The following is a 16,689-nucleotide window of genomic DNA, read 5'->3' as shown; positions in this document are numbered from 1 at the left end:
GCTCAGGTCGGGATGGCGACAACAGCGTCCGAGGTCGGCTCGCCCGTCGGGGAGCCACCGGCAGGCTCGATCGTGATGGCGATGGTGTCGCCCGGCTCCATCTCGCCGTCGAGGATCCAGGTTTCGGTTCGCTGCCCACTCGCTGCGAACGCACCGGCGGGGATCGGAGACTCGTCGCCTCTCACGAACCACAGTTCGTAGCTCTGGTCGTCGGCGATCTGCGGAAGTCCGTTTGAAACGATGACGGCCTTTCCGACCGAGTCTGCCCAATAGAGCGTGGACTCGCCGCCACCTTCGATCTGCGCCGTCGCCGACTGCGCATCCGGTGCCGACTGAACCTCTTGTAGCGCGACGACCTCGGGCGGGCGATTCGCCCAGTCGTTGATGCTGACGGCGGTGAAGCCGAGCGCGACGAGAAGAACGAAGGATGCCGCGATAGCGAACATGCTCCGCATCCAGCGCGTGCGGGACTGCGTCTGAATAGCGCCGGTGCTCGGCGCCGGTGTCGCGCCGAGCGGCACGGCATCCGTCTGCGGCGCCAGCGCGACCCGCGTGAGGATGTGGTGGCGAAGCTCGGCGGGCGGATCGACCTCGGGCGCGTAGTCGGCAAGCGCGGCAGCGGTCTCGAGGTCGCGCTCGGCGATGCCGCGCCACTCCGGATGCATCGCGAGAGCCAGGTCGAAGGCCTGCTGCTGCTCAGCGTCGAGAGCGCCGAGGGCAGACGCCGCCGACAGCTCGGCGAACTCCTGCTCGTTCATGAGGCCACCCCCATTTCTGCTCTCAGGCGCGACAAGCCGTCACGCATCCGGGTCTTCACTGTTCCCAGCGGCGCCCCCACCAGTGCCGCAATCTCGCTCTGACTGTAACCCCCGAAATACGCGAGGGTGAGGGCCTCGCGTTGTGATTCGGGAAGGGCGGTGAGTGCCTCTGTTACTCGTCGGCTCTCGATCCGCAGTTCCGCCTGCTCGGCGACGCCATCGTGAGCGACGTCGATGTCACGGAACCCGACCCTGATGTCGCGATCGACGCTCGCCTGCGAAGCCCGCACGCGGTCGACGGCTCGGCGGTGTGCGATCGTGAGCACCCAGGATCTGCCCTGGCCTTTGTTCGGAGCGAAGCGCGCGGCGGATTGCCACACCTCCAGGAATACCTCCTGCAGAACCTCCTCGCTCTGCGAGCGGTCGACCACGACGCGCAGGATGAGTCCGAAGACCCGAGACGACAGCATGTCGTAGAGGCTCGCGAAAGCCTCGTGATCGCCGTGCGGGATGCGCTCAAGAAGCTCCGCGACGTGATCGACGGCGCCCGCCCCGTCGTCTGGCACGTCCATGCCGTCGATCACCATGGGTCCAGCATGCCGCAAGAAATTCCCATCCGATGTCGACGCGCTTCCGAAGACCCCTGTGTAGGCCGCCACGAGCGGACGACCACGAGCCCTGACGAGGCTCCGACAACACCGGAGGAACAATGTTGATCACCAAGAAGTCGCGCGTCGCAGCTGGCGCCTCGCTGGCGTTCGTCGCCGCACTCGCCCTTTCCGCCTGCTCCACCGCCAGCACGGGGGACATGGACGACGAGATGGCGCAGACGCCGATGACCGAGCAGACCACCCCCATGGATGACATGGAGGAAATGGATGCCACCGCCTACCTCGTGGGCTCCGGCTGCGCTGCGTATGCCGAGGCTGTGCCCTCGGGCGCCGGCTCCGTCGATGGCATGGCGATGGACCCGGTTGCCACCGCGGCATCCAACAACCCGCTACTGACCACGCTCACCGCAGCAGTGAGCGGCGGACTGAACCCCGACGTGAACCTCGTCGACACCCTCAACGGTGGCGAGTTCACTGTCTTCGCTCCGGTCGATGACGCGTTCGCGAAGATCGACCAGGCCACGATCGACACACTGTCGACCGACTCGGATCTGCTGACCTCGATCCTGACGTACCACGTCGTTCCCGGTCAGATCCTGCCCGAGGACCTTCCCGGCACCCACACCACGGTGCAGGGCGCTGACGTTGAGGTGACCGGTTCGGGCGACAACCTCATGGTGGGCGACGCCATGGTCATCTGCGGTGGCGTTCAGACCGCCAACGCTGTCGTGTACCTCGTCGACACGGTGCTCATGCCTCCCATGTGAGCGCCTGTCGGCGATCCCCCAGGGTGGAGGGACGCGAGGCCGCCGTCATCTTCGGATGCGGCGGCCTCGTCGTTTCTGTGGCATGCGCCGCGCCTCGATTCATTCGCCGGGCCGCCGCCACACGACACCCGGGAACCGTCCGAAGTCGCCGTCGAACGTCACGACCTCTGCGCGATTCTCGATCGCTAGAGCGGCGAGGTGAGCATCCATGACGAGGTTTCCGCCGGTTCCCACGTCGGCGAGAAGCATGCGCATCCGATCGGAGTGTCCGGCGCCGGGCTCGGGGCTGATGACGCTGGGTCGATTCATCCACCCATTGAGGATGTCGAAGGCGTCATCGACCGGCAGTGGATTCGGGTAGATCCGCGAACTTGTGGCCAGGCGAACAAACGCCAACGCGCAAACCCACGGGATCGCGACAGTCTCCCGCGAGCTCAGAGCCGTGTCGAGCCACGTCTTCGCCCGTGCGTGATGACGCGCATCGGCGTCCACGGCATAGAGCAGGACGTTGGCGTCAACGAGTTTCACTTCGCGAGCTCTTGCTTCTGCATGATGGCCTCGTCTTCGAGGTCGGCCGCGACAGCCAGAGCACGGTCCAAGGGGACTCGAGCCTCGCCGAACCTGTGAACCGGAGTTTCGTAAGCGTCCACCGGATCGGGGTCCAGACCAGCGAGTATTGCCGAGTTCACCGCATCCTTGAACGAAAGGCCACGTTCGCGCATGACCCTGCGCACGGCTTCCTCAGCAGCTGAGGTCAGCGTGATCGTGGTTCGCACATCTGCATCTTAGCATCACACGATTTGATGCGTTGATGCAGCGCATGAGACGCTCCGCAGCAGTGTCGCAAATCGGATGCCGCGCACGAAGTAGGCTGGGAGGTCTGGGGCCTGTAGCTCAGTCGGTAGAGCATCGGACTTTTAATCCGCGGGTCGAGGGTTCGAGCCCCTCCGGGCCCACCATGTCACGACCGGGCGCGTTGGCGTTCCGAAAGGACGGACTCGGCGCTCTGTAGCGTTGCGGTCAGCCGCGCGAGTTCGGCGTCATCGACAGAAAGAGCCGAGAGCAAACGCGCCCATGCCGCTCGAACGCGGGCGAGATGGTCGCGCGACTCGTCGGTGACGGTGATGCGCACGGTGCGTCCGTCGCGCGGGTCAGGGTTCCGGCGAATCAAGCCCTTTCGCTCCAGCTCGCGCAGCGTCGTACTGGCATTGCTGCTCTTGAGGGAGAGGTCGGCGGCAAACCCGGACGATGTAATACCCGGATTCCGGTCGATGTGCTGCATCGCGAGCGCCTCCAGCGGCGTGAGCGCGATCGCACCCGACTCTTCAGGCGTGAGGGCGTGCAGCTTTCGCGCCACGCTCAGCACGACATCCGCAAGGTCGGCAAGCGCATCGACTCTCGTCATTCTGCTATCCTTACATACCTATTTCTACATAGCTATCTAGTGAGGGGCAGCATGCCCGAGACGACTCCCCGATCGGCAGTGAGCGCGCCGCTACTCATCACGCTCGCACTCTTGTCGACTGCCGCACCGTTCGCCACCGATCTGTACCTCTCTGCGTTCCCGGCAATGACCGCCGACCTCGGCACGACTGCCGCTGGAGTGCAGTTGTCGCTCACCGCGTTTCTGCTCGGCGCCGGCATCGGCCAGCTCGTGTTCGGGCCACTCTCCGACCGCGTGGGCCGGTACGGCCCACTGCTTATCGGCCTTGCTCTCTACATTGCAGCAAGCGCCGCAGCAGCGCTTGCCCCCACGATTACTGCACTCATCGTCGCCCGTCTCGTGCAGGGCCTCGCTGGCTCGGCCGGGATGGTCATCGGCCGCGCGATTATCTCGGACCTCGCGCACGGCGCCGAGGCAGCCCGCGCCATGGCAATCATGATGCTGGTCGGCGGCATCGCCCCCATCGTCGCGCCGTTCGCCGGAAGCCTGTTGGCCGAGCCGCTCGGATGGCGCGGACTGCTCTGGATCGTGACCGGTGTCGGGGTTGTCACCGTCCCGCTGGTGCTGCTCTTCGTCCGCGAGACCCACCCGCGTACTGTCCGCGAGCAGCACCGCATGCACGCATCCGCACCCGGCGCGCGACTCCTCTCGCGTCGCTACCTGGGCTACGCCGGAGCCTTCGCGTTCGGGTTCGCGACCCTGATGGCATACATCTCGGCGTCGCCGTTCCTGTATCAGTCGATGATGGGCTTCACAGAGGTGCAGTATGGGCTGGCCTTCGCTCTCAATGCCATCGCCCTGACCGCATCCAGCATCGTCGGAACCCGCCTCACCCACCGCATCAGCGTCGCCCGCCTGTTGCAGGTGGGGCTGCTGTGGAACCTCGCTGCCATCCTCGTGCTGCTCATACTGGTACTCACAGGTGTTCCAGCGATCTGGCTCGCCTTACCCGTCCTCGCCGCAGTGGCTTCCGTGGGCCTTGTTCTCGGGAATGCCTCAGCGCTCGCGCTGGATGTCGTGCGTGCGCGCGCAGGCACAGGATCCGCCTGGCTCGGCTTCCTGCAGTTCAGCCTTGCTGGCCTCGTCTCACCGCTGGTGGGAATCGGCGGGGAAGCCACCGCGGTGCCCCTCGCCCTCACGATGCTTGCGGCATCCGTCGTGGCGAACGCGGCTTTCCTCATCGCGCGAGGTGCACCGGAACGCGGGCGCAACCCGCAGCCGCAGCTCCCGGCGACGACCTGAGAGCGTTCAGCACAGTTGCCGCCTCCTGCGCGCGACGGGACGGGTTAGGCCGATTCAACAGGATCGCCAACACGAAGGGTTCCGCCGCCACTCTCGGGAAGGAGGAGCACTCCCAGAGTCGGCGCGGACTGCCCGAACTCTCGCGTAAGGATGCGCAGCAGCGGGGCATCCTGCAGCCCGGTGTCGGGGTTCGCCATGATCGCAGCGCACCGCACGATAGGCCGCTGGACTGCGAAGATGACGTCGCCGATCCGAACCCTCCCCTGCCACTCAAGCTCGCGCCACGGCGGAATGCCCTCGATCACGACATTCGAGCGGAACCGGCGATCATCGACAACGGCATCGGCGGCGCGACCGAGGTCCACGACGGATGCCGCCGCATGAACCGACACATACCCGCGGGGCCGATCCTGAAACTGCGAGGTCACACCGTCACCGATAAGGCGCAGGGGAAGCCTCCCCGGGCGCTTGAGATGCCGCACGTCGGGAGTCTCACGCAGCCACGCGGTGACGGCATCCTCGATCTGGCGGCGACCCGCGTCGTCGAGCACGGCATCCACGAGCACGCGCTCGCCGTCACGGATCGCGAGGTGACCCCGGTCGCTGTCGTAGCTCAGCCGCAGGCGCGCGAGCGAGGGCATATCCATGAGCGCAAGGCCGCGTTTCTTCGGCCAGTACTCGAGCCCCTCCTCGTCCTCGGGCTCAACGGCATCCGCAAACCGGAAGGCGAGCACCCGATCACCCTCGACGCGCCCGTCGTCCTGCACCACGATCCGCTCGCGCGGTTCCGGCGTGAATCCCTTGACCGGGTAGCGATAGAGGGCGGCGACAGATGCCATGCCGCCATCGTGCCACGCGCGTCACCCGATACCGTCCAATAGACTGCGATCAATGGATGTCGGAACGGATGCCGCGCTCACATCGCTGGGCGACCCGACCCGCGCCCGCATCCTGAACCTCATGCGCTCGTCGCCTGACGGTCGCGTGCTCGTCGGACGGCTCGCGACCGAGCTTGGACTGCGCCAGCCGACCGTCAGTCACCACATGAAGACCCTCCTTGCCGACGCGATCGTGATCCGCGAGCCCGAGGGACGCCAGGTCTGGTACTCGATCGCACCCGATGCCGCCGACCGCGTCGATGCGATCCTGGGTCGGCCACGCGAGGCGGCATCCGTCGATCTGGACCGAATCGTGACTGACCTCGACGCGCGATTCGGCGAGCGCGTCGACGCCCACCGGATTCGCGAGGTCGTCACCGACAGCCACGAACGTCTCTCGGCGACGGATGCCCCGCTCCTGGCATCCCGCACCTTCTCGTTCGCCGCGAGCAGGCTCGACGCGCTGGCCACGGCATCAGCGAGACCGTCGGATACCACCCCGAGCGTGCTGTTCGTGTGCGTACAGAATGCCGGCAGATCACAGCTCGCGGCCGGCATCCTGCGCCACCTTGCCGGCGACACCGTCACGGTGCGCACAGCCGGATCCGAACCGACGACCGACGTCCGTTCCACAATCGTGACCGCGCTGGATGAGATCGGAGTCTCGATCGGCAACGAGTTCCCGAAGCCACTGACCGACGAAGCAGTTCGCGCCGCGGATGTCGTCATCACAATGGGATGCGGCGACGCCTGCCCGATCTATCCCGGAACGCGATACCTCGATTGGGAGCTCGAGGATCCCGTCGGCAAGCCCCTCGCAGCCGTGCGCGGCATCCGTGACGACATCGACCGACGTGTCAGGGAGCTTCTTGCGGAGCTCCGCTCCGGCGAGAAAGTGAACACTCGCTGAACCAGCGCCGTCACGGCTTCCCAAATAGATAGATAGCCATCTATGCTTTTCTCATCCCGAGAAAGGTGAACCCCATGTCGACAACCCCTCCCGTCGTCCTGTTCGTCTGCGTCCACAACGCCGGCCGTTCGCAGATCGCCGCCGGATACCTGCAGGCCCTTGCCGGCGACCGCGTCGAGGTCCGCTCCGCCGGATCCCAGCCGAAGGATCAGATCAACCCCGTCGCCGTGCAGGTTATGGCCGAAGAGGGCATCGACATCGCGAACAACGCGCCAAAAGTGCTCACTGTCCAGTCCGTGCAGGAGTCCGACGTCGTCATCACGATGGGATGCGGCGACGCCTGCCCGATCTACCCTGGCAAGCGCTACGAAGACTGGCAGCTCGACGACCCCGCCGGTCAGGATGTCGAGACCGTGCGCCGCATCCGAGATGAGATCCGGGGCCGCGTCGAGAGCCTGCTGTCCGAGATCGCGCCCGCAGCGTGACTCTCGCTCCCCTGGTCCGCCGCGCGATCGCCGAGTTCCTCGGCACCGGACTGCTCGTCACGGTCGTTGTCGGCTCAGGCATCATGGCAACGCGGCTGACGTCGGATGTCGGCATCCAGCTGCTCGCCAACAGCATCGCCACGGCGCTCGGGCTGTCGGTTCTGATCTTGATGTTCGGCACGATCTCAGGCGCTCATTTCAACCCGGCTGTGTCGCTCGTGGACTGGTTCCTCGGGCGCCGCCGCCGCGTCGGGCTCTCAGCACCGATGCTCGGGATCTACGCGCTCGTCCAGATCGCGGGAGCCGTCGGCGGAGCCGTTCTCGCCAACGTCATGTTCGATGTTCCGACGAGCCTGTCAACCACCGACCGCGCGACCCCGGCAACGCTGATCGCGGAAGTCGTCGCGACCTTCGGACTCGTGCTGCTCATCGTCGCCCTCGCCCGCACCGGGCGCGGCGCGGCAGCAGCCCCAGCCGTGGGCGCCTATATCGGCGCGGCGTACTGGTTCACCAGCTCGACCTCGTTCGCCAACCCCGCCGTCACGATCGGGCGCCTGTTCACCGACACCTTCGCGGGGATCGGGCCGTCGTCGGTGCTTCCATTCATCGCCGCGCAGCTTGTCGGCGCAGCGCTCGCGGTCGGCGCTGCGATGCTCCTCTTCCCGCACGTCACGGATGCCGCCGAAGAGATCGTCATCCCGCACACGGATGCCGAAGCCGATGCCTCGGCCGTTCACCCTCGCGATCGTCCTGCCTCGTAGAATCCGGCCGTGACCGCAGGCGCCCCCGATACCGCCGCCGCTTCGTCTCGCGGTTCGGTCGCCGAAGTGTTCTGGGCTTTCCTGCGCCTGGGTGTCACCTCGTTCGGGGGCCCCATCGCCCACCTCGGCTACTTCCGTGACGACCTCGTGGCACGGCGCCGGTGGATGACCGACAAGGCGTACGCCGACCTCGTCGCCCTGTGTCAGTTCCTGCCCGGCCCCGCCTCGAGCCAGGTCGGCTTCGCGATGGGCCTGCACCGCGCCGGCCCGCTTGGCGCCCTCGCCGCGTTCCTCGCTTTCACGTTGCCCTCGGCGATCCTCATGGTCGCCTTCGCGTTCGGCGCCACGCTCTTCGAGGGTGCCGTCGGTATCGGGCTGCTGACCGGGCTAAAGATCGTCGCGGTGGCGATCGTCGCGCAGGCGGTCTGGGGAATGGCGAAGACCCTCGCCCCCGATGCCCGGCGCGCCTCGATCGCCGTCGTCGCGGCAGTCGTCGCGCTCCTTCTCGCGGGGTCGATCGGACAGGTCCTCGCGATCGTTCTCGGCGCGGTCGCCGGTCTCCTCCTGTACCGATCCGTACCGACAGCGCTCGGCGACACCGGTCTCATGCGCTTCCCGGTATCGCGCACAGCGGGAATCACCACCCTGGTTGCGTTCGTCGTCATCCTGCTCGGGATGCCGATTCTCGCCGCGCTCACCGGCGGCGGCGCACTCACCCTGTTCGACACGTTCTACCGCGCCGGCGCTCTCGTCTTCGGCGGCGGCCACGTCGTCCTTCCGCTGCTCCAGGCGGGTGTGGTCGAGACCGGTTGGGTAAGCCCCGAGCAGTTCCTTGCCGGCTACGGCGCGGTGCAGGCGATGCCCGGGCCGCTGTTCACCTTCTCGGCCTACCTCGGTGCGCTCTCAACCGTCGGGCCGGGCGGCGTGCTGGGCGCCGCTATCGCGCTGGTCGCGATCTTCCTCCCCGGCTTCCTGCTGCTGGTCGGTGTGCTGCCATTCTGGAACGCGCTGCGCACCCGAACCTGGATGCAGTCGCTCATGCGCGGCGCGAACGCCGCCGTGGTCGGCATCCTGGCCGCAGCCCTCTACGACCCGCTCTTCACGACGGGGATCGTCGGCGCAGGGTCGTTCAGCCTCGCACTCGTGTGCTTCGTTCTGCTGGTCGCCTGGAAACTGCCACCCTGGGCAGTCGTGATCGTCGGGGGCGCCGGCGGAATCCTGCTGACGGTTCTGCGTATCGCGTGAAGGCCGCGTGAGCAGGCCTGAAGCTCTCACGCACCCCACCCCGAACCGCTGCAGCGGACGTACGATGGCGCCATGCCGTACATCCTCGGAGTCCTGGTCCTCGCCGTCGCCGCCGCGATCGGCGTCTCGTGGCGGTTCCTGACGGCAGATGAGCGCACCAAGCCACACAACGACATGTTGCGCGCCGGTCAGTCACCCGAGATCAGGCCGAACGACGCGGCCCTGCGAGCTCAGGGCAAGGCGGCGTGGACGCGGATGTCGGGCGGCGCCTGAGCGAGCCCCGCTTCAGATCGGGATCTCGACCAGTTCCGCTCCGGCGTACGCGACCTCGGCGAGCGCGGCGTCACTCGACTCGGCAGCAACCCCCGCGATGAGGTTCGTGATCACCCGCACCCGCCTGCCGTGAGCAATGGCATCCAGAGCCGAGGCCCTGACGCAGTAATCAGTGGCGATCCCGGCCACATCCACCTCGAGGATGCCGTGCTCGGTCAGCAGATCCGACACCTTGGCGCCGTCATCCGTCGTCCCCTCGAACAGCGAGTAAGCCGGTTCACCCTGCCCCTTCTTCACATGGTGGGTGACGGATGCCGTGTCGAACGCCGGATCGTACTCGGCGCCCTCCGTGCCGCTGACGCAGTGGACGGGCCAGGTGTCGACGAAGTCGGGCTCGGGATGAAAGTGCCCGCCATTGTCATGATCGGCATGATGCCAGTCGCGCGAGGCGACGATGATGTCGTACTCCTCGGCGTGCGTGACGAGGTATCGCGAGATCCGTTCGGCAACGGCATCCCCGCCCTCGACACCGAGCGCCCCGCCCTCGGTGAAGTCGTTCTGGACATCGACGATGAACAGTGCCTTACCCATGCCTCGAGGCTACGCTCGTTCACCCGTCGTCGGAATGCCGGGACTCCCGCACCGCACGACGACTGAGCGGCTGCGACGCCCCCTCGGTCGGGCTTGCCCCCACGGGTTGAGGCTCGCGCGGGTCGCGGACCGTACCGTCGGTCTCGGGCCCATGCCGCCACAGCTTGGAGGGCCACCAGATCGCCCGCCCGATGTCGTATGCCAGGGCGGGCACGAGCAGGGAACGCACGACGAAGGTGTCGAGCAGCACACCGAATGCGACGATGAACGCCAGCTGGGCGAGGAACAGGATCGGGATGACTCCGAGCGCCGCGAAGGTCGCGGCCAGCACGAGACCGGCAGAGGTGATGACGCCGCCCGTTGCGACGAGACCGCGCAGGATGCCGCGCCTCGTCCCGTGCACGAGCGATTCTTCGCGCACGCGAGACATCAAGAAGATGTTGTAGTCGACGCCGAGAGCGACGAGGAACACGAATCCATACAGCGGGACCGCCGGGTCTGCGCCCGGGAATCCGAGGACGTAGTCGAAGACGAGCGCGCTGACGCCCAGAGCCGAACCGAACGACACGACAACCGTGAGGATCAGCAGGACCGGCGCGAGCACTGCGCGCAGGAGCAGCATCAGGATCAGCAGGATGACGACCAGCACGATCGGGATGATGACGGTGCGATCTCGGATCGAGGTGTCGTTCGAATCGACATCCGTCGCCGTGACACCGCCGACCAGCGCGACACCGTCGCCGAACTCGTCGGTGAATGCGACGCGAAGATCGCGCACAGTCTGCTCCGCCTCGACCGAGTCCGCGGCATCCGTCAATGTCGCGATCACGAGCACGTCACCGTCCGAAACCGTGGGATTCGGGGCCGGAGTACCCGGCGGCCCGACCGCCGTGAAGACCGGCTCGCCGTTCTCGACCGAGACCGGCGCCTGTCCACTCGGTGAGTCCTCGGAAGCGACAGAGACCGAGTCGATACCGGCACTGTCATCGAGGACGGTGACGGCAGTGGCGAGTTCGCTCTCGGGAACGATGACGTACACGGGGCTGCCGGATCCCGCCGGGAAGTACTCGGCGAGCACATCCTGGCCGTCTCGCGCCTCGGAGTAACCCAGGACGAGGTCGCTGGATGCCACCCCATCCGCTTTGAACTGGGTGACGCCGAGCGCAGCAACCAGCAGCGCAATCGTCGTGATGATCCAGACCGGGCGCGACCGTCGGGCGATGAGTCGCGCCTGGCGTGGCCAGAATCCCTTGACCGGCTTGGTGAAGTCGTCGGGAAGCTCCGCCAGACCGTGCTTCGGGATGAACGGCCAGAAAGCTACGCGGCCGAAGAGGGCGAGCAGCGCCGGCAGGAAGGTCAGGGCAGAGAGCATCGCGAACGCGATACCGATCGAGGCGATGGGGCCGAGCGCCCGGTTGGTCGCAAGATCGGATAGCAACAGGATGAGCAGACCCGCGATCACAGTGCCGCCCGACGCGAGGATCGGCTCGAACGATCCCTTCCAGGCGCGCAGCGTCGCGTTCCATCGGGGCTGACCCTCGCCAATCGCCTCTCGGAACCTCGCAACATAGAGCAGCGCATAGTCCGTTGCCGCACCGATGACGAGGATGAACAGGATGCCTTGAACCTGCCCGTTGAGAACGAACACACCGGCGTAGGCGAGCCACCACACCACCAGCAGCGCGACCGTCAGCGCGAAGGTCGAGGTCATCAGCACGAGGATCGGCAGGAGGGGCGATCGGTAGACGATCACGAGGATGACGAACACCGCCACCAGCGCGACGATGAGCAACAGTCCGTCGATGCCAAGGAAGCCCTTGACGAGGTCGGAGGTGAAGCCCGCCGGCCCCGTAACCCACCCCTCGAGCGGAGCCTGCAGCTCGTCGGCGACGAGAGTGCGGATCTCTTCGACAATCTCGCGCACTTCACCCGACGAGTCGATCGGGATGAAGACCTGCACCGCTTCGCCGTCATCCGAGACCACCGGTGGCGATACGCCATCGAGCACGCCGTCGATGTTTGCGATGTCGTCGACGAGGGTCTGAACCTCGGCGAGTTGGTCATCGGTGAGCTCACCGTCGCCCGTGACAACGAGGACGGCGGGGATTGCTTCGTCACCCAAGAAATCCGGCAGTCGCTCGGCCACGCGCGTTGCGTCCGCGCTCTCCGGGAGGAAGCTCGACTGGTCGTTGCTGGCGACCTCGTCGACCTTTCCGAAGTAGGGTCCGCCGACCGAGCCGACGACCACCCAGATCAGGACGAGAAGTGCGGGGATGCCGATTCGCAACCACCGCGACGGACGCAGACGCTCTTTCACTGGACCCATATCGCTAGTTTATCTAGCTAATGGGGTGCAGACGCAACCCCTATCGTGGACGGATGGTATCGGCATCCGTCGCTCTCGTGGGGGCGTTCGTGTACGGAGCCGCGGATTTCTTCGGCGGGTTGGCGGCTAGACGCTTGCGCTCGATCGTCGTGACGGCGACCGCCGCCCTGAGTGGGCTCGTTGTTCTGTTCGCGCTGGTACCCCTCCTCGGGGCGAGGTGGAACATCGAGGATGTCGCCTGGGGTGCCCTCTCCGGCGTCTTCGGCGTGATCGCCATCGTCTTGCTCTACGCGTGCCTCGCGATCGGCCCCATGAGCATCCTCTCTCCCGCGACCGCAGTCACCGGGGCTATCGCACCGATGATCTGGGGTCTCACGATCGGAGGTGAGAACCTCACAATCACGGGATACGCGGGGCTCGGCGTCGCCTTGGTCGCCGTTGTGCTCGTTGGGTTCATTCCCGGTCAAGGGGCAGTGAGGCCGTCCGGGCGCGGACTCGTGATGGCCGTGGGGTCAGGGCTCGCTATCGGGGCTTTCCTCATCGCTCTCGATCAGGCCGGCGACGACAGCGGTCTGGTGCCGATGATCGCCAACCGAGCGACGAACTCGCTCATCACGACGATCGTCGTCACGGTGATGATCATCTCGGCCGTGCGGCACGGACAAGGCGCAGCATCCGCCCTGCGAGCGGGCGGGACCGAGCTCGGCGCCACACCCACCGGCCACGCCGATCTCGAGCACGCGCGCATGAACGTGATGACCCCGACGCGATCCGGTCCTGCAGGTTGGGGACTCGCCGTCGTGTGTGGCGTGCTCGATGTCATCGCGAACGTTCTGCTTCTGGCCGCCCTACGCCTCGGGGATCTCTCTATCGTGGCGGCACTTACTGCGCTCTACCCGGCCGGGACAATCCTGCTCGCCGCCGTCGTGCTTCGCGAGCGCGTCGCGGCCGTCCAATGGCTGGGTCTTGCCCTGGCCCTGAGCGCCGGCGTGCTGCTGGCGCTTGCCTGAGGCAGGCTCAGCCCTCGAGGAACAGCAGCACGACCGAGACGACAAGGCCGATGAGCGCGAGCGCCGCGAAGCCTGCGGTCAGGCGAGCAAGCGAGCGCACCAACGGCGACGTCCGGGAGACCCGGACGGTATCGTGCCGGCCGAGGCGCGCCCACAGCTCGACCTCTTCATCGTGCACGGTCGCGCCGGGCGGGAGCGGGGCTTCGCCCAGGATGCCGCTCTCGTCGAACCACCGCACCACCTCTCCGGCGGGCGTTGTCGTAACGACGGCCCGGACAGGCACCCAGGACCCATCGGCGACCCAGACGATCAACGCCATGATCCCGAGAAGAAGAGCCGCGCCAAGCCCGATCCAGGTGTAGATCTCGAGAGCAATAGCAAGCGCGGGGGGCACGGTGCTCATTCTCGCAGGGAGCGAGGGCTCGCTCCCCCCACGATGAACGAAAGAGACCGCCCTACGGACGGTCTCTTCTCGTTCAGAGCCACCTAAGGGAATCGAACCCTTGACCTATTCATTACGAGTGAATCGCTCTGCCGTCTGAGCTAAGGTGGCGTGATCGCTCGCGCGATGCACGATCAACGATCTTACCGTGTCCCCACCCGGCCTGTGACCACGGGTCGCTACTCGCAGACGAGGCCGTCGGGCGGCACGATGCCGTCGATGAAATAGGCCTCGATGGCGTCATCCACGCAGGCATTGCCCTTGTTGTACCCGGTGTGCCCTTCACCCACACGTGTGATGAGCACGCCCGACTCGAGTTGATCGGCCAGCGCGACCGACCAGTCGTAGGGTGTGGCGGGGTCGCCGGTCGTGCCGATCACCACGATCGGCTCAGCTCCAGCCGCCGTGATCGGCTCCCGAACACCGGTCGGCGCATAGGGCCACACCTCGCACAGGTCGACACCTTCCCAGTAGGGGGCGATGGTCGGGGCCTGCTGGGCGATAGCCGCCTGAGAGGCAGCGTGCTCGGCATCCGTCTCGTCGGCCGGGTAATCCATGCAGTTGTAGGTGAGGAACGCCTCGGTCGAGTTGTCGAGATACTGTCCGTCCTGGCGGTTGTAATAGAAGTCGGCGAGAGAGAACGCGGCGCTCGCATCGCCCTGCAGCACATCGGTGAGCGCCTGCGTCAGGTACGGCCAGCTCTCTTGCGCGTACAGCGCGGTGACGATCGCCGTCACCAGCGAGTCGGCACCCAGCATCCGGCCGTCGCTGTTGGGGATCGGGTCGCGGTCGACGCTTGCCAGCAGGATCGCGAGGTCTCCCATGGCTTCATCAACCGAACCACTGAACGGGCAGTCGCTCTGCCCCACACACGAGGCCATGTAGGCACGGAGCGCGTTCTCGAAGCCAATAGCCTGTTGCGTGGACACATCCAGCCCGCTCAGCGAGGGATCGATCGCGCCGTCGAGCACGAGACGGCCGACACGATCGGGGTAATGCTTCGCGTAGGTGGCCCCAAGGAACGTCCCGTACGAGTAACCGAGATAGTTGAGCTTTTCGTCGCCGAGCACGGCGCGCAGCAGATCCATGTCCTGCGCCGCATTCTCGGTAGTGATGAAGGGCAGGATGCCGTCGCTGTTCTGCTCACACGCGGCAGCGAACGTCTTCTGCCGCTCAACGACGAACGCGTCCCATTCCGCGGATCGGCGCTGCCCGGGCGGGATGTCGAAGACGAACGAATCCATGCCCGCGGCATCCAGGCAGGTGACGGCAGTGGATTCGCCGACGCCCCGAGGATCGAACCCGATGACGTCGTAGTTCTCTTGCAGAGCCTCTCCGACGGCGAAGTCCAGCGAACTGCGCACGAGATCCACGCCGCTCGCTCCCGGCCCGCCGGGATTGGTCAGAAGGGACCCGAGCGGTTCGCCGTCGGTTGCGGCGTGACGGATGACGGAGAGATCGATCGTCCCCGCCTCAGGGTCGCTCCAGTCGAGGGGTGCCGTGACGGTGGTGCAGTCGAAGTCGCCACCGCAGTCGGTCCAGTCGAGCGTCTGCTGATAGAAGGGCAACAGGTCTGCGGCTACCCCGTCGGTGATCGGCGTTGGCGAGCGGTGCGGGGCAGCGCTCTGATCCGGCATCGGGATGAGGTAGCACCCGGCGAGCGCGACAGTTGCCGCTACCGCCAGGGCGCTCGCGGTCAGGATGCGTCGAGTGAGGCGTGTGGTCATGGTGTCCTTCCCGACGAGACGGTGATGAGCAGGCTCTCGAGAGCGAGGGTGGGCGCGACGTTCTGTTCAAGGTTCCGGCGCGTGCGAGCGATCTCGTCGAGCACGACGAGCGTCCGCTGCGGCGACCACGCCCCCGCGAGGGCCCGGAGGTCGGCATCCATCTCCCGGTTGATCAGGATGCTCTCCCCTGCCGCGTCGACCCTGCCGAACTGGATCATGAGCACATCGCGGTACAGAGACTGCAGATCTGTGAGGACACGATCGATACCGTCACGCAGGCTCCTGGTCGCGCGGCGCTTCTGATCCTCTTCGAGCGCGGTGATCTGCGCCCGGACGGCGGGGGGAATAGCGGCACCCTCTGCGATCCCGAGGGTGCGCTTCAGGCTCTCGCGTTCCGCCTCGTCGCGCTCGACGGTGAGCGCCTTGGCGTCATCCGTCGCCGCCTGAACGATGCGACCCGCCACATCGACGGCATCGCCGACACTTCGGACGCCGAGCGCCGCGCGCAGCGTCAGGTCTCGACGGGCGCGAGCCTCGGCATCCATGGCAAGGCGCTGCGCCATCCCGATGTGCCGTTGCGCGTGTCGGGCTGACTGCTCAGCGGTGACCGGATCGGCTCCCGTGCGCTGCGCGATGAGCGCCGCCACATCGGCGACATCGGGCTCGCGCAGGCGCACCACCCGCACCCGGGAACGGATGGTGGGAAGAAGGTCCGCGTCGCTGGGTGCGCACAGCACCCACACGGTGCGCTCGGGGGGCTCTTCGAGCGCCTTGAGCAGAACGTTGGAGGTGCGCTCGGCCATCCGGTCGGCATCCTCGACGATGATCACCCGGTAGCGACCGAGCGAGGGGGCGAAGTACGCGCGCTCGACGAGCTGGCGCGCTTCATCGATGCGGATGATGACCTGCTCGGTGCGGAGCACTGTCACGTCGGGGTGGGTGCGCGCGATCACCTGACGCATCGTCACTTCGTCGCCCGGGTCCGCAATGAGTGCTGCCGCGAACGCCGCAGCGAGGGTCGAGCGGCCAGAGCCGGGTGGACCCGTGATCAGCCAGGCGTGCGCGAGTGAGTCGGGGTCGGATGCCGCGGCCTGGAATTGCGCGACGGCCTCCGGCTGCCCCCACACGGCGCCCCACGGAACTACCTGTTCGGGGGGCGCTTGCTGCATGCAGACCAGCGTAGCTGCGGCATCCGACGATCTGCCGTGAGTCACCGGGG

General features: G+C 66.7%; 19 protein-coding genes and 2 tRNA genes. 9 read left to right on the top strand and 12 right to left on the bottom strand.

Annotated elements, in window-relative coordinates:
* Positions 1–2 precede the first annotated feature (2 nt).
* Both AADH62_RS09305 and sigK read right to left on the bottom strand, forming a co-directional pair.
* Positions 3–758 carry an anti-sigma factor gene (locus tag AADH62_RS09305; RefSeq protein WP_341579241.1) on the bottom strand — a complete coding sequence of 252 codons (756 nt, stop codon included), beginning with the start codon at positions 756–758 and terminating at the stop codon, positions 3–5.
* On the bottom strand, positions 755–1,345 hold the full coding sequence (sigK, locus tag AADH62_RS09300) for an ECF RNA polymerase sigma factor SigK (RefSeq protein WP_341579240.1): 591 nt from the start codon (positions 1,343–1,345) through the stop codon (positions 755–757). Before sigK ends, AADH62_RS09305 begins: the two co-directional genes overlap by 4 nt.
* Positions 1,346–1,467: 122 nt before the next feature.
* On the opposite strand from sigK, the gene AADH62_RS09295 reads away from it, so the two are divergent.
* Positions 1,468–2,136, top strand: coding sequence for a fasciclin domain-containing protein (locus tag AADH62_RS09295; protein WP_341579238.1), 669 nt, complete (start codon positions 1,468–1,470; stop codon positions 2,134–2,136).
* Between the two features lie 99 nt (positions 2,137–2,235).
* Here the strand turns inward: AADH62_RS09295 and AADH62_RS09290 are convergent, their stop codons facing one another.
* Complete coding sequence (locus AADH62_RS09290; protein WP_341579236.1) at positions 2,236–2,664, bottom strand: type II toxin-antitoxin system VapC family toxin; 429 nt, start codon at positions 2,662–2,664, stop codon at positions 2,236–2,238.
* Positions 2,661–2,912 (bottom strand): antitoxin, encoded by a 252-nt coding sequence (locus AADH62_RS09285; RefSeq protein WP_341579234.1) that lies wholly within the window; start codon positions 2,910–2,912, stop codon positions 2,661–2,663. Before AADH62_RS09285 ends, AADH62_RS09290 begins: the two co-directional genes overlap by 4 nt.
* 107 nt (positions 2,913–3,019) lie before the next feature.
* Here AADH62_RS09285 and AADH62_RS09280 point away from each other — a divergent pair.
* Positions 3,020–3,095, top strand: a tRNA-Lys gene (locus tag AADH62_RS09280).
* Positions 3,096–3,097: 2 nt separating this feature from the next.
* Here the strand turns inward: AADH62_RS09280 and AADH62_RS09275 are convergent.
* Positions 3,098–3,541 carry a MarR family winged helix-turn-helix transcriptional regulator gene (locus AADH62_RS09275; protein WP_341579232.1) on the bottom strand — a complete coding sequence of 148 codons (444 nt, stop codon included), beginning with the start codon at positions 3,539–3,541 and terminating at the stop codon, positions 3,098–3,100.
* Between the two features lie 51 nt (positions 3,542–3,592).
* On the opposite strand from AADH62_RS09275, the gene AADH62_RS09270 reads away from it, so the two are divergent.
* Positions 3,593–4,822 carry a multidrug effflux MFS transporter gene (locus AADH62_RS09270; protein ID WP_341579230.1) on the top strand — a complete coding sequence of 410 codons (1,230 nt, stop codon included), beginning with the start codon at positions 3,593–3,595 and terminating at the stop codon, positions 4,820–4,822.
* Positions 4,823–4,866: 44 nt separating this feature from the next.
* On the opposite strand, the gene AADH62_RS09265 is transcribed toward AADH62_RS09270, so the two are convergent.
* Complete coding sequence (locus AADH62_RS09265; RefSeq protein WP_341579228.1) at positions 4,867–5,661, bottom strand: MOSC domain-containing protein; 795 nt, start codon at positions 5,659–5,661, stop codon at positions 4,867–4,869.
* A gap of 52 nt (positions 5,662–5,713) precedes the next feature.
* Between AADH62_RS09265 and AADH62_RS09260 the strand changes: the two genes are divergently transcribed.
* From AADH62_RS09260 to AADH62_RS09240, 5 genes are all read left to right on the top strand, one after another.
* Positions 5,714–6,610: a metalloregulator ArsR/SmtB family transcription factor gene (locus AADH62_RS09260; RefSeq protein WP_341579226.1), complete on the top strand. Its 897-nt coding sequence runs from the start codon at positions 5,714–5,716 to the stop codon at positions 6,608–6,610.
* A gap of 74 nt (positions 6,611–6,684) precedes the next feature.
* Positions 6,685–7,095: an arsenate reductase ArsC gene (locus AADH62_RS09255; protein WP_341579224.1), complete on the top strand. Its 411-nt coding sequence runs from the start codon at positions 6,685–6,687 to the stop codon at positions 7,093–7,095.
* On the top strand, positions 7,092–7,856 hold the full coding sequence (locus tag AADH62_RS09250; RefSeq protein WP_341579222.1) for an aquaporin: 765 nt from the start codon (positions 7,092–7,094) through the stop codon (positions 7,854–7,856). Before AADH62_RS09255 ends, AADH62_RS09250 begins: the two co-directional genes overlap by 4 nt.
* A 9-nt stretch (positions 7,857–7,865) precedes the next feature.
* The gene (gene chrA, locus AADH62_RS09245; RefSeq protein ID WP_341579220.1) at positions 7,866–9,101 is read left to right on the top strand and encodes a chromate efflux transporter; all 1,236 of its coding nucleotides are present in this window, start codon (positions 7,866–7,868) and stop codon (positions 9,099–9,101) included.
* A gap of 72 nt (positions 9,102–9,173) precedes the next feature.
* Positions 9,174–9,374 carry a hypothetical protein gene (locus tag AADH62_RS09240; protein WP_341579219.1) on the top strand — a complete coding sequence of 67 codons (201 nt, stop codon included), beginning with the start codon at positions 9,174–9,176 and terminating at the stop codon, positions 9,372–9,374.
* Between the two features lie 12 nt (positions 9,375–9,386).
* Here AADH62_RS09240 and AADH62_RS09235 read toward each other — a convergent pair whose 3' ends face one another.
* Both AADH62_RS09235 and AADH62_RS09230 read right to left on the bottom strand, forming a co-directional pair.
* Positions 9,387–9,965 (bottom strand): isochorismatase family protein, encoded by a 579-nt coding sequence (locus AADH62_RS09235; RefSeq protein ID WP_341579217.1) that lies wholly within the window; start codon positions 9,963–9,965, stop codon positions 9,387–9,389.
* A 19-nt stretch (positions 9,966–9,984) separates the two neighbouring features.
* Complete coding sequence (locus AADH62_RS09230) at positions 9,985–12,291, bottom strand: MMPL family transporter (RefSeq protein ID WP_341579215.1); 2,307 nt, start codon at positions 12,289–12,291, stop codon at positions 9,985–9,987.
* 53 nt (positions 12,292–12,344) lie between these two features.
* On the opposite strand from AADH62_RS09230, the gene AADH62_RS09225 reads away from it, so the two are divergent.
* A complete protein-coding gene (locus AADH62_RS09225; RefSeq protein ID WP_341579213.1) occupies positions 12,345–13,301 on the top strand; it encodes an EamA family transporter in 957 nt (318 codons plus the stop codon).
* A 7-nt stretch (positions 13,302–13,308) separates the two neighbouring features.
* Here AADH62_RS09225 and AADH62_RS09220 read toward each other — a convergent pair whose 3' ends face one another.
* The 4 genes from AADH62_RS09220 to AADH62_RS09205 all read right to left on the bottom strand — a co-directional run bounded on the left by AADH62_RS09220 (position 13,309) and on the right by AADH62_RS09205 (position 16,639).
* Positions 13,309–13,704, bottom strand: coding sequence for a hypothetical protein (locus AADH62_RS09220; protein WP_341579211.1), 396 nt, complete (start codon positions 13,702–13,704; stop codon positions 13,309–13,311).
* A gap of 77 nt (positions 13,705–13,781) precedes the next feature.
* Positions 13,782–13,854, bottom strand: a tRNA-Thr gene (locus AADH62_RS09215).
* Positions 13,855–13,922: 68 nt separating this feature from the next.
* On the bottom strand, positions 13,923–15,470 hold the full coding sequence (locus tag AADH62_RS09210) for an alpha/beta hydrolase (protein WP_341579209.1): 1,548 nt from the start codon (positions 15,468–15,470) through the stop codon (positions 13,923–13,925).
* The gene (locus AADH62_RS09205; RefSeq protein ID WP_341579207.1) at positions 15,467–16,639 is read right to left on the bottom strand and encodes a DNA polymerase III subunit delta'; all 1,173 of its coding nucleotides are present in this window, start codon (positions 16,637–16,639) and stop codon (positions 15,467–15,469) included. Before AADH62_RS09205 ends, AADH62_RS09210 begins: the two co-directional genes overlap by 4 nt.
* Positions 16,640–16,689: the final 50 nt, after the last annotated feature.

Source organism: Microbacterium schleiferi (genome assembly GCF_038150145.1).
GTDB classification, from domain to species: Bacteria; Actinomycetota; Actinomycetes; order Actinomycetales; family Microbacteriaceae; genus Microbacterium; species Microbacterium schleiferi_B.
This window is presented reverse-complemented; position numbering and strand designations above follow the sequence as displayed.

What these genes read in the sequence shown, in the direction of transcription:
- sigK (WP_341579240.1), bottom strand. Translation starts at nt 1,345, where the DNA reads ATGGTGATCGACGGCATGGACGTGCCAGACGACGGGGCGGGCGCCGTC.
- AADH62_RS09270 (WP_341579230.1), top strand. Translation starts at nt 3,593, where the DNA reads ATGCCCGAGACGACTCCCCGATCGGCAGTGAGCGCGCCGCTACTCATC.
- AADH62_RS09230 (WP_341579215.1), bottom strand. Translation starts at nt 12,291, where the DNA reads ATGGGTCCAGTGAAAGAGCGTCTGCGTCCGTCGCGGTGGTTGCGAATC.
- AADH62_RS09305 (WP_341579241.1), bottom strand. Translation starts at nt 758, where the DNA reads ATGAACGAGCAGGAGTTCGCCGAGCTGTCGGCGGCGTCTGCCCTCGGC.
- AADH62_RS09205 (WP_341579207.1), bottom strand. Translation starts at nt 16,639, where the DNA reads ATGCAGCAAGCGCCCCCCGAACAGGTAGTTCCGTGGGGCGCCGTGTGG.
- AADH62_RS09240 (WP_341579219.1), top strand. Translation starts at nt 9,174, where the DNA reads ATGCCGTACATCCTCGGAGTCCTGGTCCTCGCCGTCGCCGCCGCGATC.
- AADH62_RS09225 (WP_341579213.1), top strand. Translation starts at nt 12,345, where the DNA reads ATGGTATCGGCATCCGTCGCTCTCGTGGGGGCGTTCGTGTACGGAGCC.
- AADH62_RS09210 (WP_341579209.1), bottom strand. Translation starts at nt 15,470, where the DNA reads ATGACCACACGCCTCACTCGACGCATCCTGACCGCGAGCGCCCTGGCG.
- AADH62_RS09220 (WP_341579211.1), bottom strand. Translation starts at nt 13,704, where the DNA reads ATGAGCACCGTGCCCCCCGCGCTTGCTATTGCTCTCGAGATCTACACC.
- AADH62_RS09265 (WP_341579228.1), bottom strand. Translation starts at nt 5,661, where the DNA reads ATGGCATCTGTCGCCGCCCTCTATCGCTACCCGGTCAAGGGATTCACG.
- AADH62_RS09260 (WP_341579226.1), top strand. Translation starts at nt 5,714, where the DNA reads ATGGATGTCGGAACGGATGCCGCGCTCACATCGCTGGGCGACCCGACC.
- AADH62_RS09295 (WP_341579238.1), top strand. Translation starts at nt 1,468, where the DNA reads ATGTTGATCACCAAGAAGTCGCGCGTCGCAGCTGGCGCCTCGCTGGCG.
- AADH62_RS09275 (WP_341579232.1), bottom strand. Translation starts at nt 3,541, where the DNA reads ATGACGAGAGTCGATGCGCTTGCCGACCTTGCGGATGTCGTGCTGAGC.
- AADH62_RS09235 (WP_341579217.1), bottom strand. Translation starts at nt 9,965, where the DNA reads ATGGGTAAGGCACTGTTCATCGTCGATGTCCAGAACGACTTCACCGAG.
- AADH62_RS09255 (WP_341579224.1), top strand. Translation starts at nt 6,685, where the DNA reads ATGTCGACAACCCCTCCCGTCGTCCTGTTCGTCTGCGTCCACAACGCC.